Genomic DNA, 13593 nt, shown 5'->3' on the forward strand with positions numbered 1-13593 from the left:
GTTCCGAGCGTTGCCGTAGGTCATTCGAAGGTCAATGCTGAGGCGGCATGAAGCGCGACTTCGCCGATTTCTGGAATTTGTTGTGGGAGCTGGGGCTGGCCGCCTGCGCCGGCTTCGCCCTCATGAACGCCTTCGTTCCGCCTCAGGACCTGCCGTGGAAGCCGCTGGATCTGAACCATCCGGTGGGCCAGGCGACCAGCGCCAAGGTCGCGGATTTCGAACTGCCCTTCGCCGCCCCCGCCGAACAGGTCGAGGGGGCGACCGAGGCCTGTATCAAGACCCTTCAGGCGGCCGGGGTGGAGGTCGAACGGGTCCCCGATCGCGACGACGGCGGCTTCTGCCGGGTGCAGGGCGCGGTGCGGATCACGGGCGGAGCGGTGACGCCGCTGGCGCCCAACGACGTGATCATGCAGTGCCCGCTGGCGGTGCGCTATGTCATCTGGGACCGTCAGATCCTGCAGCCGACGGCGCGCGAAGTCTTTGGTTCGTCAGTGAAATCCGTCAACGACTTCGGGACCTACTCCTGCCGCCGCATCTATGGCTCGACGGTGATCAGTGACCGGCCCAGCGAACATGCGCGCGCCAATGCGCTCGACGTCGGCGGGGTAACCTTGGCCGATGGGCGAAAGGTTTCGGTGCTGGACGACTGGAACGGAACGGGGCCGGCGGGGCCTCAGGGCTCGGTCTTCCTGAAGCGGTTGAGGGACGGCGCCTGCCGCGTGTTTTCGACAGTTCTGACCCCCGATTACAACAAGGAGCACGCGAACCATTTGCATCTGGACGGCGCGCCGCGGAGCCTTTGCGCCATGGGGCCGTCTCCGCAAACCCGGGCCGCGGCGACGCCCGCGACGCCCTGAGTGCGACCAAAGCTCACTTTGAGCGCGAATCGAATCCGGTTGACCGCTGTGGACAGACGCGAGAGAACGTCTGCGCAGTCCGGATTTTGTGCGTGGGGTCCAAACCCATGTCTCGCTCCTTCGCCTGAACGAGCCGTCCAGATGGACTGACGGGTACCTCTACGTGAGGGCCTGCCTGGAAAGCGCGTTTATGGAGAGCGCAGATATGGCGACCGGTACGGTCAAGTGGTTCAACCCCACGAAAGGCTTCGGCTTCATCCAGCCGGAAAGCGGCGGCGCCGATGTGTTCGTTCACATCACCGCCGTTCAGAAGGCTGGCCTGCAAGGCCTGGATGAAAACGCGAAGGTCGAATACGAGCTGGAATCCCAGCGCGGCAAGACCTCGGCGGTCAACCTGAAGCTGGTCTGATCCGGCTTCCTCTCCGAAAGGAGGGGGGAGCTAAAGATTGACGGGCGCGGGATCTCCGGATCCCGCGCCCGTTTTCGTTTGGGCGCCGTCCTGGCTGGAAGGTGTTTTGCGCGTCGACCACTGGGCCAGGACGATGGCGGCCAGCACCAGAGCCCCGCCGAGCGCCTGAACTGGCGTCAGGGTCTCGCCGAACACCCACCAGCTGACCAGGCCCGCGACCACCGGCTGGACCAGGATGGTGACGGCGGTGATGGTGGCGGGCAGCTTGCCCAGCGCCCAGGCGACGCCGCCCTGACCCGCCACATGCACCAGGCCCAGGCCGATACAGGCGGCCCAGCCGGCGGGGCCTGTCGGGATGATCTGCTCGCCCATGACCAGCGCCGCCAGCAGCATCAGGGGCGCGCCCACCGCCGTGGACCACAGCATGACCTTCTGCGCCGAGGCGGTCTTGCGCGCCGCCTGGATGGTCAGGAAATAGGCGGCGTACCAGACGGTGACCGACAGGGAGAGGGCGTCGCCGAGCAATGAGCGGTCGGCGCCGCCCGAGTGATTGGCGCCCAAGGCCATGGCCGCCGCCCCGACCATCGACAGGGCCAGCGCCACGAGGAACAGGCTCTTCGGCCTTTGTCTCAGCACGACCCAGGCAAACAGGGTCACGACCACAGGGGTCAGGTTGCACAGCACCGTGGCGTTGGCGACCGAGGTCAGGTGCAGGCCGTAGTGCCAGAAGCTCATGTCCAGGGCGAAGAACATCCCGGCCAGGGCCATCCACTTGCCGGGCCGGCCGATGCCCGCACCGCCCAGTGACGCGGGCCGTCCAACGAAGGCCAGCAGCAGGGGCAGGGCGAACAGCAGCCGCCAGAAGCCCGCCGACGCCGGTCCCGTCTCGGTCAGCCGCACCAGCACGGGTGCGAGCCCCAGCACGGCGGCGGCCAGCATCAGGACGATCAGGGCGAAGGCGCGCGAGGTCGCGGGCGCGGATGTCGTGGGGGAGGACATGCGTCGGGCCTAGACCCTGACGCCCGCCGTGTGAACCCTTTCAGGGCCGGATCACGGTCTGATCTGGCCGGTTCCGCGCACGACGTATTTGTAGCTGGTCAGTTGCTCCGCCCCGACAGGGCCGCGCGCATGCAGGCGCGAGGTCGAGATGCCGATTTCTCCGCCGAAGCCGAACTCCCCGCCGTCGGCGAACTGGGTCGAGGCGTTCCACAGGACGATGGCGCTGTCGACGGCGTTGAGGAAGGCGGCGGCGGCCCCGGCGTCGTCGGTGATGATCGCCTCGGTGTGGCCCGAGCCGTGGGTCCGAATGTGATCGACGGCGGCGTCCAGCCCGTCGACGACGCGTACGGCGAGGATCGGAGCCAGATATTCGGTGATCCAGTCGGCCTCGACGGCGGGGGTCATCGCGGGAACGAGGGCCTGCGCCCGGGCGTCGCCGCGCAGCTCGCAACCGGTGGCGATCAGGGCCTCGGCGACCGGGGGCAGCAGGCGTCCCGCCGCCTCGGCGTCGACCAGCAGGGTCTCGGTCGATCCGCAGACGGAGACGCGGCGCATCTTGGCGTTGACGACGATGTCGCGCGCCATGGCGAGGTCGGCGGCGGCATGCAGATAGGTGTGGTTCAGCCCCTCCAGGTGGCCCAGCACCGGCACTCGCGCCTCGGACTGGACCCGGGCGACCAGGCTCTTGCCGCCGCGCGGGATCAGCAGGTCGACATTGCCGTCCAGTCCGGTCAGCAGGGCGCCGACGGCGGCGCGGTCGGGCGTGGGGACGAGCTGGACCGCATCGGCGGGCAGGCCGGCGGCGACCAGCCCCTCGACCACCGCCGCATGGATGGCCAGCGAACTGCCCAGACAGTCCGAGCCGCAGCGCAGAATGGCGACATTGCCAGACCGGATGCACAGGGCGGCGGCGTCGGCGGTGACGTTGGGCCGGCTCTCATAGATGATGGCCAGAACGCCGAGGGGGGTGCGGACGCGGGCGATGTCCAGACCGTTGGGCCGGGTCCAGCGCTCGGTCTCGACGCCGAGCGGATCGGGGAAGGCGGCGATCTCGTCCACGGCGTCGGCGATGGCCGCGACCCGGACGGGCGTCAGGGCCAGCCGGTCGATCAGGGCCTCGGTCAGGCCATTGGTCCGGGCGCGGGCGATGTCGCGGGCGTTGGCGGCGAGGATGGCCTCGAAGCCGTCCCGGATCGCGGTCGCGATGGCGCTGAGGGCGGCGCTGCGGGTCTCCGGCCCGGCCAGACGCACGGCGTCGGCGGCGGCGCGCGCGCGACGGCCCATGTCGGCCATCAAGGCGGCGACGTCTTCACGGTCTGACGTGACGGCTTGAGCAGTCATGCGGGGTCCAGCACCAGATCGTCGCGGTGGATGGCGACACCGGGGCCCTTATAGCCCACCAGCCCCTCGATTTCGCCCGAATGCCGGCCCCGGATCTTCTCCATCTCGTCGGCGGCGTAGGCGGCGAGGCCGACGCCCAGCGAGCCGCCCGTCAGCCGGACGATACGCACGCAGTCGCCCCGGTCGAACCGGCCCTCGACCCGCTTCACCCCCGAGGCCAGCAGGCTGCGTCCGCCCGCCAGAGCGGTCGCGGCGCCGTCATCGACGACCAGCGAGCCGGCCGGCTCGAGGCTCCCCGCGATCCACGACTTGTAGGCCGCGATGGGCGTCGCCGGGGCGGTGATCATCGTATGGCGCGCGCCGTCGTCCAGCGCCTTCAGCGGATGCGGCTCCAGCCCGGAGACGATCAGGGTGACGCAACCGGCCGAGCGGGCGATGCGCGCCGCCTCCAGCTTGGTCGCCATCCCGCCCGTGCCGACGTCAGCCTCGGCATTGGCGCCCCCGGCCGCGGCGAGGATTTCGGGCGTCAGGGCCTCGACCACCGGCAGGTGCTCGGCGTCCGGATTGCGGCGCGGATCGGCGGTGTAGAGGCCGTCGACGTCGGACAGCAGGATCAGCAGGTCCGCCCGCACCAGCTGGGCCGTCCGCGCCGCCAGCCGGTCGTTGTCGCCGTAGCGGATCTCCTCGGTGGCGACGGTGTCGTTCTCATTGACCACAGGCACGGCGCCGAGTTTGAGCAGGGCCTCCAGGGTGGCGCGACCGTTCAGCCAGCGCCGGCGGCGCTCGGTGTCCTCGCGGGTCAGCAGCACCTGGGCGGGGACCAACGCCTGTTCGCTCAGCGCTTTCTCCCAGGCCTGCATCAGCAGGGGTTGGCCCACGGCGGCGGCGGCCTGTTTCTCGTCCAGCCGGGCGTTCTTCTCCAGGCCGAAGCGGCCCCGCCCCAGCGCCACGGCGCCTGAGGAGACCACGATCACCTCGCGCCCGTGCCGACGCCAGTCGGCGATGTCCTCGGCCAGAGCCTTCAGCCAGGCGGCCGCCGGGGCGCGCGTCTTCGCATCGACGACAAGCGAAGAGCCGATCTTGATGACGACACGGGTGATCTGACGAGGTGAGGACGGGATCTGGAACACGGCGGGACCATGCCGCCAAGGTTGCGGCGCAACAAGCGAGAACCGCCTGTTATCGAGCGACTATCGCGCCTCGAAGGTCGGCAGCATGGTCGCGGGGATGCGCTGGGGCCTCAGGGTCGCGGCCTCGACCAGACACCATTCGGAGACGCCTTGGGCGCACAGCCGGCCTTCGCCGTCCTCGATGCGGACATAGCGGTTGAAGCGCGGCCCCTGCGGATCGCCGACCCAGGTGCGGGCCACGACGGTGGCCTCGGGCGGCAGGCCGCGCAGATAGTCGATCTCGTGACGCAGGGCGACCCACGACCATTTGGCGCGATCGGCCTCGTCGAAGCGGGCGTTCCAGTGGGCGGTGCCGACTTCCTGCAGCCAGCCGACATAGACCACATTGTTCACATGGCCGTTGGCGTCGATGTGCTCGGGCAGGATGGCCAGAGGCACGGTGAAGATCTCCCGATCCTCACGCGGCTGGAGCGTCGGCCGCGCCAAGCCGGATCAGTCCTGACCGAGGGCGACGCCCTTTTCCGCCAGCAGGGCCTGGAGCTCGCCCGACTGGAACATCTCGCGGATGATGTCCGAGCCGCCGATGAACTCGCCCTTCACATAGAGCTGGGGGATGGTCGGCCAGTCAGTGAAGACCTTGATGCCGTCGCGCAGGGCTTCGTCCTGAAGCACGTCGACACCGACGAAGGGGGCTTCGATCTGGTCGAGGATCTGAACCGACAGGGACGAGAAGCCGCAGCGGGGCTGGTCCGGCGTGCCCTTCATGAACAGGACGACGGCGTGGTCCGCGATCGTCTGGGCGATGAAGGCGTGGACGGGATCGGCGCTTTGCGCGACAGCTTGATCGGTCATGGGAGTGGCCTCTGGTTCAGCCCGTCAGCTAGGGACGAAGACCCCTTGGGTCAAGGCCGCAGGCGGCTTTGACGCAGCTCAGGCGACCTTGTTCGCCGCGCCGACGCGGGCCATTTCGATCTGGGCCGACAGCCCGGGCGGCATGTCGCGGTCGGGGATCTTCGCGAGGGCCTCGAGCCGTGTGACATCGCGGGCCTGCACCAGGACGGTGGCCACGGCCGGATCGTTCATGACGTGGGCCAGACAGATCGACTCGGCGTCCCAGTTCGGCGTCTCGTGCAGGAAGGCGAAGGTGCCGGCCCCGGCCAGGGGATCGTCCTTGGCGCGTTTGGAGCCGCCTCCAAAGCCGAAGAAGCCCTTCTTCTCCTCGTGCAGGGTCGTGGCCTTCTTCTTCGAGTTCAGGGCCTCGGGGAAATAGTCATAGGCCATGACCGCCATGTCCTGCTCCTGGGCGGCGCGGATGCGGGCGCGCACCTTCCACGAGGAGTTGACGTTGGAGGGGGTGGCGATGACGTCGAACGCGCCGGTCGAGACATAGGCGTCCATGACCTCGTCGTCGCCGAAGACGCCGAGGAAGCGGACCCGCTGGGTCTGACGCAGGGCCTTGAGGGCGTTCAGCGAGGACTGCGGCAGTTCGTGCTCGCCCGGACGTTCCAGCAGGGCGACGTCGATCCAGCCCAGACCCGAGACGTGCAGGGCCCGATCGATAGCGTGGGTCATGCTCTCGGCCGAGAAATCGCGGTCCATGTCCTGGCGGCGGCCGTCGCGGCGACCCAGGGTCAGGCTGACGATCAGGAGCTTGCGCTCCACCGAGGACAGGGCGTGGCCCACGACCTCGGCCAGCACCGGGTCGGCGCTCTCCAGACGGTAGCTGTTGATGCCCGCCTCGAGCGCCGCATAGATCAGCTCGGCGGCGGCCTCGGGGCCGCGCGAGACGGCGTCGATGCCCAGGCTCAGGGTGATGTTCGAGATCGCGGCGCCGGTGGAGCCGAAGGGGCGATAACGCATGGGTTCAGCCTCCTGCGGGCGTAGAGGTTTCGAGCGCCAGGGCGTGCAGCTCCCCGCCCATCTTGCCCTTCAGGGCGGCGTAGACGAGCTGGTGCTGGCGCACGCGCGGCAGGCCCGCGAAGGCGGTGGAGACGATGCGCGCGCGATAGTGATCGCCGTCGCCGGCCAGATCGTCGATGGCGATCTCGGCGTCGGGAAAGGCTTCGGCCAGATGGGCGTGCAGCGTTTCGACGGACATGGGCATGCGGGCGGTCTCGCGGTCTTCTCGCAGGGAAAATGACCGATAAACCTTAATGTCCCGCATACGCGGAAGCGATCACAGAGCGGCGGGCCGCTCCAGCAGATGGACCAGATGGTCCTTGTAGAAGGCGTCGGCATAGGGGCGGTAGCCGACACGCTCGGCCAGCTTCAGCGACGGGGCGTTGTCGGGCGAGATCATGCAGACGGTGCGCGGCGCCTTCATCTGCGTATCGGCCCAGTGAAGCGCCGCCTCCACCCCCTCGCGCGCCAGACCCTGGCCCTGGAAGGCCGTGGCCACGCCCCAGCCCAACTCGGGCGCGTCGAAGGGCTGCTCGAGCGTGCGCAGATAGTGGAGCACCCCGACGCTGCCGACATAGTCGCCGGTGTCGCGCGAGCGCATGGCCCAGTTGCCGTGTCCCAGCGCCTGCCAGTGGCCCAGATCGCGCAGCAGCCGGAACCAGACCTCCTCCTCGCCGAGCGCCCGGCCGGTGATGGCGCGGGTGAAGGCTTCATCGGCCCAGACGGCCTTCAGGTCCTCGAAATCGGTGACGGCGACGGGGGTCAGGATCAGGCGGTCGGTGGTCAGGATGGTCATGCCCCATTCCTTCCATCGCAGGATTGGAAGGGGAAGCCCCTGCGGGCTCTTCTCTCAATGAAGACGCACCCGTCGCCGACCGGGCCGAAAGGGTCAGATCAGCCCCAGTTGCTTGAAGCTGGCCACGCCGTCGCGGCCGACCACCAGATGGTCATGAATCTCGACATTGAGCGCGCGTCCAGCGGCGATGATCTGTTTGGTCATATCGACATCGGCGCGGCTGGGGGTGGGGTCGCCTGACGGGTGGTTGTGGACCAGGATCAGGCTGGAGGACGACAGCTCCAGCGCCCGGCGGACGACCTCGCGCGGATAGACGGGGGCGTGATCGACCGTGCCGCGGTTCTGGATCTCGTCGAGGATCAGCTGGTTCTTCTTGTCGAGGTAAAGCACACGGAACTGCTCGCGCGGCTCGTGCTGCAGGGCCACCCGGACATAGGCCAGAAGCGCGCTCCAGGACGAGATCACCGGCCGCTTCGACGCCGGCTCGCGCGCCACCCGCCGGGCCACGTCATAGATCAGCTGAAGATCCAGCGCCGTGGCCCGTGACAGCTTCCCGCGCACGATCGACAGGGATTTGGCTACCTGATCGTCGATGGCCTCATGGGTCGCCGCGCCTATGCCTTCCAGACTGCCGAACCGGGCCAGCAGGTCCTTGGCCAGGGGTTTGGTGTCCCGATAGGGAATGCTGCGGAACAGCAGCATCTCCAGCAGCTCATAGTCGGGCAGGGCGTCGATCCCGCCCCTGGCCGCCCGTTCGCGCAGGCGTTCGCGATGGCCCGAATTGCGACTTTTGGCCGACGGGGGCGTTGTCTCCTGCGGCGTGTCGTCGTCGGCGATGAAGTCGCTCAAGACCCGGCCCCGTGGATTCGACCGAAGGATGCCTCCGGAGGTTGTCGGGAACAGTAGGGGTTACGCGATTTCGATCAAGGGTCGGCGAACATCCGTCACAGTGTATGTTTCCCTTACGGAAACGGTGGTTATCGCCCATTTTTGCGACTTCAGGGGCACAGTATGCCTATGAACAGCGCTATCTAACGGTGATCTGAAACAAAATCGTCAAAATCGTTGCAACGGTTTGCCCGGATGCGCATTTGCGGGTCCGAAGGCCTCCCCAAGACCTTTTCAATTCCCAGGAAACAGGGCCGCACCGGGCGTAACCGGGGCGTCCGCAAAAGGTAATTCCATGAACGCTTCCCACGTCGCCCGCTTCGGCGGCCTGACCCTGACCGCGGCTCTGCTGGCCTCGGTCGCCACCCCCTCGCTGGCCGGCTCCTTCTATCTGCAGGAACAGTCGGCCCGTGGCGCCGGCCGCGCCTATTCGGGTGAAGCCGCCGACACCGGCGTGTCCTCGATGTGGTGGAACCCCGCCGCCATCGCCCGTTCGGGCCGCGAGGTCTATATCGGCGCCCACGGCCTGCTGCTCGATTCCGACGTCGACAACGCCGGTTCGACCATCACCTATCCCGGCGGCACGACCGTTCCGGTCCAGGGCCAGGCGCACAACGGCGATCCGATCGAAAGCGGCATCGTTCCGAACTTCGCCATCTCCACCCCGATCGGCGATCGCTTGGCCGTCGGCCTGGCCGTCGAAGCGCCGTACAACTTCACCACCAAGTACCAGCCCGGCTCCTTCGCCCGCTATGACGCCCTGACCTCCGAGCTGCGCTCGGCCAACGTCAGCCTCGTCGGCGCCATGAAGGTCACCGACTGGCTCGACCTCGGCGTCGGCGTCGACGCCCAGTACGTCAAGGCCAAGCTGACCTCGGCCCTGCCGAACCTGTCGCCCCTGCTGCCCGACGGCAACTCCTCGCTGGAAGGCGACGGCTGGGACTACGGCTGGAACGTCGGCGCCCAGGCCCACACCGGCCGCTGGAATTTCGGCCTGAGCTACCGCTCCGAGATCGAGCATGAGCTGGACGGCGACGTCGCCATCACCGGCCTGCTGGGTCCGATCGCCGCCGGTAACTACACCGGCTCCGGCATGGCCAGCTTCAACACTCCCTGGTTCGCTTCGGCCTCGGTCCGCTACGCCGTCAACGACAAGCTGACCCTGAACGCCCAGGTCAACCGCATCGGCTGGTCCGAGTTCGACGCCATCCGCGTGCGCTACGCCGCGACCGGCGGCGACACCTATGTCCAGGACTACAAGGACGTGACCACCGGCGCCGTCGGCTTCGACTATGTCGCCAACGACCGCGTCACCTTCCGCGGCGGCATCGGCTATGACCCGACCCCGACCCGCGACGGTGAGCGCACCGCCCGTATCCCGGACGCCGACCGCTGGCTGTTCTCGGGCGGCGTCTCGGTCAAGGCCACGGACTCGATGACCGTCGACACCGGCCTGACCTACATCGCCTTCTCGGACAGCGACATCGCCAGCTCGCACACCTCCTACGCGGGCACGGCTGCGGCGACGACGTCCAACCTGCGCGGTACGGCCGAAGGCTACGGCATCGGCGCCTCGGTCGGCGTGCGCTGGGCCTTCTGATCCAGCCATAACGGCAGACAAGAGAGGCCGGTCCTTCACAGGGCCGGCCTTTTTGCTGCGCGACACCCAAAGAAAAAGCCCGCCCGGCGCGAACCGGGCGGGCTTCTTTTCAGTCAGGCCCGAAGTTAGGCCAGAGGCTTAGCCCTTGGAGGCGTAACCCTTGCCGCCGTTGGACGGGCGACGGCCGCGCGGGCGGCGCTTGAACTGGCCTTCCGGCTTGTCCTGGCCCTCGGGGCGCGGGGCCTGCGGGCGTTGGGCGTTCGCGGCCGAGCGGGCGCGGTCGGCGGCCAGCGGATCGAAGGCTTGCGTCGAAGCGACCGAACGGTCGCCACCGCGATCGTTGTGGTGCGTGCGGTCGCGTTGACCCTCACCGCCGCGGCCGCCGCCCTTGCGGACGCGGTGCGGCTGACCGCCGTGCTCGGGCTTGACGCCGTCGCGACGCGGGTTGCGCGGGCCGCGCTGCTGGCGGTCGCCACGGCCGTCGTCGGGCATCGAGGCCTTGGAGGCCACGCCCGAGGCCATGATCGACTGGTCGAGCAGACCCAGGGCCTTGTCGTTGCGGCGGTCGGTCGCCGGGATCTTCTGGCGCGTGACCTTCTCGATGTCGCGCAGCAGCTTCATCTCGTCGCCGGCGACGAAGCTGACGGCGGTGCCGTCCTTGCCCGCCCGGGCCGTACGGCCGATGCGGTGAACATAGGCTTCCGGCACGAAGGGCAGTTCGAAGTTCACGACGTGCGAGACGCCGTCGACGTCGATGCCGCGCGCGGCGATGTCGGTGGCGACCAGAACGCGCAGCTTGCCGGCCTTGAAGGCGGCCAGGGTGCGTTCACGCTGGGGCTGGGACTTGTTGCCGTGGATGGCGCCCGCCTGGACGCCGCCGGCTTCCAGATAGGCCGCGACCTTGTCGGCGCCGTGCTTGGTCTTGGTGAAGACCAGGCAACGCGTGTACTCCGGATCGGCGAACATCTCGGTCAGCAGGGCGCGCTTGCGGCCTTGCTCGATGTGCACGACCGACTGGGCGATGCGCTGCACCGTCGTCGACTGCGGCGTCACCTGGACCTTGACCGGATCCTTGAGCAGTTCGCCGGCCAGCTTGCCGATTTCGGTCGGCATGGTGGCGGAGAAGAACAGGTTCTGGCGCTTGGCCGGGATGCGGGCGACGATCTGGCGGATCGGCTTGACGAAGCCGAGGTCCAGCATCTGGTCGGCCTCGTCGAGGACGAAGATCTCGGTCGACGACAGGTCAATGGTCTTCTGCTGCATATGGTCCAGCAGACGGCCGGGGGTGGCGACCAGAACGTCGAGGCCGCCCTGCAGCGCGCGTTCCTGCGGGCCGTACTTCACGCCACCGAACACCACCGCGACCTTGAAGCCGAGGTGACGGCCATAGGCCTTGAAGCTGTCGGCGATCTGGCTGGCCAGTTCGCGGGTGGGCGACAGGATGAGGGTGCGGGTGGTGCGCGGCGCCGGGGCGACGCGGTTCTCGGCCAGACGATGCAGGATCGGCAGGGCGAAGGCCGCGGTCTTGCCGGTGCCGGTCTGGGCGATGCCCAGCAGATCCTTGCCGAGCATGACGTCAGGGATGGCCTGGGCCTGGATCGGGGTCGGGTTGGTGTAGCCCTCGGCCGTCAGGGCCTGAAGGATGGCCTTGTTCAGGCCGAAGGATTCAAAGGTCTTGGTGGTCAATGCCGTTTCTTTCGCGTGCGGCGACGCGCATCAGCCATGGCTCAACGCCAGATAAGGCCGCGCGCCGCCAGTCCCGATGGAGCCTCTGCGTGAGGCCGTCGGGGTGGATCGGGCGCCGCCCCGCGTGTCCGGGCAGCGAATGATTTTGAGGGCCGGCCGCTGCTACAGTCAGGTCTTCGAGGGGAGGTGAAGACCCACACGCGCTGGAGCGCACCGGGGGTCGCAATTGTGCGACGCAGCGCAGATGGGCGCTTCATGTGGCGAAGTCAAGGCGGAACGGCGTTTTGCGGCCGTCAGTGCCCCAGCAGGCTGACCGCGAAATTCACTGCCAGGGCCACGATCACCGTGTTGAAGACGAAGGCGGTGACGCTGTGGATCGAGGAGATGCGGCGCAGGCGCCGGTCGGCGATCTGGATGTCGGCGGTCTGGCTGGCCACGCCGATGATCAGGGCGAAATGGATGAAGTCCCAGTAATCGGGTTCGGTCTCCCCTGGGAAGATCAGCCCGCCCCGATCCTTGACCTTGCCGTCCTTGCCCGTCTTGCCCGGCCCGTAGAAGCCGTGGGCGTAGTGTTCGGCGAAGATCAGGTGGATGAAGCACCACGACAGGGCCACCGTCGTGATGGTCAGAAAGGCGCTGGACGCGGCCTCGTGGGCGGGAGCGCCCGCCGTCTCGCCGATGACGATGACCACGCTGGCCATGGCCGCCAGCCAGCTGACCGGCAGGACGGCGGAACCCGCGTCGTCCAGCTCGGCGGCGCGTTCCCGAATCCGGTCCACCGATCGGATGCGCGCCAACTTGATCATGGTCACCAGCAGGAACAGGCCGACGCCCGCGTCCCAGCCGGCGGCGATCCGCGTCGGCCAGCGCCAGTCGGCGGGGGTCAACACTCCGACGACCACCGCGCAGGCCAGCGCCAGCAACAGGGTCCAGTGCAGATGGATCAGGCGTTTGGGCGAGGGCATGGGACGATAGTGGTCCGCGCCGCGCCATCCTTACAAGTCGGTAACTTGCGGAGAGGGCTTGCCGATGACAAGGTCGCTTGACAAAGTCGGGGCAGGGTTCAGGACTGTCTTCCGCACTGCGAAAAGGGGCGTCACATGCTGTCGATCAAGAATCTCGTCCACGTCTACGGCAACGGGACGAAGGCGCTCGATAACGTCAGCCTGGAGGTCCCGACCGGAATGTTCGGCCTGCTGGGTCCAAACGGGGCTGGCAAGTCGACGCTGATGCGCTCGATCGCGACGCTGCAGACGCCGACCTCGGGTTCGATCGATTTCGACGGCATCGACGTGATCAAGGATCCGGACCTGCTGCGCCGCACCCTCGGCTATCTGCCCCAGGATTTCGGCGTCTATCCGCGCGTCTCGGCCTACGACATGCTCGACCATATGGCGGTGCTCAAGGGCATCGCCTCGGGCAAGGACCGCAAGGCGACGGTCGAAAGCCTGCTGCAGCAGGTCAACCTCTGGCCGGTGCGCAACAAGGCCCTGGCCGGCTTCTCGGGCGGGATGCGTCAGCGCTTCGGCATCGCCCAGGCCCTGATCGGCAATCCCAAGCTGATCATCGTCGATGAGCCCACGGCGGGCCTCGACCCCGAGGAGCGCAACCGCTTCCTGAACCTGCTGGCGGAGATCGCCGACAACGTCGTGATCATCCTGTCGACCCATATCGTCGAGGACGTCGCCGACCTGTGCCCGCGCATGGCGGTGCTGGCGGGCGGCAAGATCCAGCGTCAGGGCGCCCCGCTGGAACTCATCAAGGAGATGGACGGCCGGGTCTGGAGGAAGACCATCGACAAGGAGGCGCTCAAGGAGGCGCGCGACCGCTACGACGTCATTTCCACGCGCCTGTTCGCCGGCAAGACCGTCATTCACGTCCTGTCCGACCGCCGTCCGGGCGAGGGCTTCGAGCCCGTCGCGGGAGGGCTGGAGGACGTCTACTTCGCCACCCTGACCGCCTCGCGCAAAGTTCCGGCGTAAGGGCGC

Annotated in this window: 15 protein-coding genes; 4 read left to right on the forward strand and 11 right to left on the reverse strand. The window is 68.1% G+C overall.

The genetic code is table 11. The annotated features are described in order from the left end of the window. Positions 1-47 precede the first annotated feature (47 nt). Both AC1ROD_RS14060 and AC1ROD_RS14065 read left to right on the forward strand, forming a co-directional pair. The gene (locus tag AC1ROD_RS14060; RefSeq protein ID WP_492948890.1) at positions 48-857 is read left to right on the forward strand and encodes an extensin-like domain-containing protein; all 810 of its coding nucleotides are present in this window, start codon (positions 48-50) and stop codon (positions 855-857) included. Between the two features lie 205 nt (positions 858-1062). Beyond that, positions 1063-1266, forward strand: coding sequence for a cold-shock protein (locus AC1ROD_RS14065; RefSeq protein ID WP_492948891.1), 204 nt, complete (start codon positions 1063-1065; stop codon positions 1264-1266). Between the two features lie 30 nt (positions 1267-1296). Here the strand turns inward: AC1ROD_RS14065 and AC1ROD_RS14070 are convergent, their stop codons facing one another. The 9 genes from AC1ROD_RS14070 to radC form a co-directional block, all read right to left on the reverse strand. After that, complete coding sequence (locus AC1ROD_RS14070; RefSeq protein ID WP_492948892.1) at positions 1297-2265, reverse strand: DMT family transporter; 969 nt, start codon at positions 2263-2265, stop codon at positions 1297-1299. 51 nt (positions 2266-2316) lie between these two features. Continuing rightward, positions 2317-3606, reverse strand: a complete 1290-nt coding sequence (locus AC1ROD_RS14075; RefSeq protein WP_492948893.1) for a glutamate-5-semialdehyde dehydrogenase — start codon at positions 3604-3606, stop codon at positions 2317-2319. Further along, positions 3603-4736, reverse strand: coding sequence for a glutamate 5-kinase (gene proB, locus AC1ROD_RS14080; RefSeq protein WP_492948894.1), 1134 nt, complete (start codon positions 4734-4736; stop codon positions 3603-3605). The genes AC1ROD_RS14075 and proB overlap by 4 nt, the downstream gene beginning before the upstream one ends. Before the next feature lie 60 nt (positions 4737-4796). Then, positions 4797-5222, reverse strand: a complete 426-nt coding sequence (locus AC1ROD_RS14085) for an acyl-CoA thioesterase (protein ID WP_492948895.1) — start codon at positions 5220-5222, stop codon at positions 4797-4799. Positions 5223-5228: 6 nt separating this feature from the next. Beyond that, positions 5229-5588, reverse strand: a complete 360-nt coding sequence (gene grxD / locus AC1ROD_RS14090) for a Grx4 family monothiol glutaredoxin (RefSeq protein ID WP_492948896.1) — start codon at positions 5586-5588, stop codon at positions 5229-5231. Positions 5589-5666: 78 nt separating this feature from the next. Further along, positions 5667-6596 (reverse strand): aldo/keto reductase, encoded by a 930-nt coding sequence (locus AC1ROD_RS14095; protein ID WP_492948897.1) that lies wholly within the window; start codon positions 6594-6596, stop codon positions 5667-5669. Positions 6597-6600: 4 nt separating this feature from the next. After that, the gene (locus AC1ROD_RS14100) at positions 6601-6840 is read right to left on the reverse strand and encodes a BolA family protein (protein ID WP_492948898.1); all 240 of its coding nucleotides are present in this window, start codon (positions 6838-6840) and stop codon (positions 6601-6603) included. A 72-nt stretch (positions 6841-6912) separates the two neighbouring features. Beyond that, the gene (locus AC1ROD_RS14105; protein ID WP_492948899.1) at positions 6913-7431 is read right to left on the reverse strand and encodes a GNAT family N-acetyltransferase; all 519 of its coding nucleotides are present in this window, start codon (positions 7429-7431) and stop codon (positions 6913-6915) included. Between the two features lie 93 nt (positions 7432-7524). Further along, positions 7525-8268, reverse strand: coding sequence for a RadC family protein (radC, locus tag AC1ROD_RS14110; RefSeq protein WP_492949076.1), 744 nt, complete (start codon positions 8266-8268; stop codon positions 7525-7527). A 346-nt stretch (positions 8269-8614) separates the two neighbouring features. Between radC and AC1ROD_RS14115 the strand changes: the two genes are divergently transcribed. Beyond that, positions 8615-9919: an OmpP1/FadL family transporter gene (locus AC1ROD_RS14115; protein ID WP_492948900.1), complete on the forward strand. Its 1305-nt coding sequence runs from the start codon at positions 8615-8617 to the stop codon at positions 9917-9919. Between the two features lie 138 nt (positions 9920-10057). Here the strand turns inward: AC1ROD_RS14115 and AC1ROD_RS14120 are convergent, their stop codons facing one another. Next, on the reverse strand, positions 10058-11605 hold the full coding sequence (locus AC1ROD_RS14120) for a DEAD/DEAH box helicase (protein WP_492948901.1): 1548 nt from the start codon (positions 11603-11605) through the stop codon (positions 10058-10060). Positions 11606-11898: 293 nt separating this feature from the next. Further along, positions 11899-12570: a DUF1345 domain-containing protein gene (locus AC1ROD_RS14125; protein WP_492948902.1), complete on the reverse strand. Its 672-nt coding sequence runs from the start codon at positions 12568-12570 to the stop codon at positions 11899-11901. Positions 12571-12705: 135 nt separating this feature from the next. Between AC1ROD_RS14125 and AC1ROD_RS14130 the strand changes: the two genes are divergently transcribed. Beyond that, on the forward strand, positions 12706-13587 hold the full coding sequence (locus AC1ROD_RS14130; protein ID WP_492948903.1) for an ABC transporter ATP-binding protein: 882 nt from the start codon (positions 12706-12708) through the stop codon (positions 13585-13587). Positions 13588-13593 lie beyond the last annotated feature (6 nt).

This window comes from Brevundimonas sp. GW821-FHT12E07 (genome assembly GCF_058807035.1).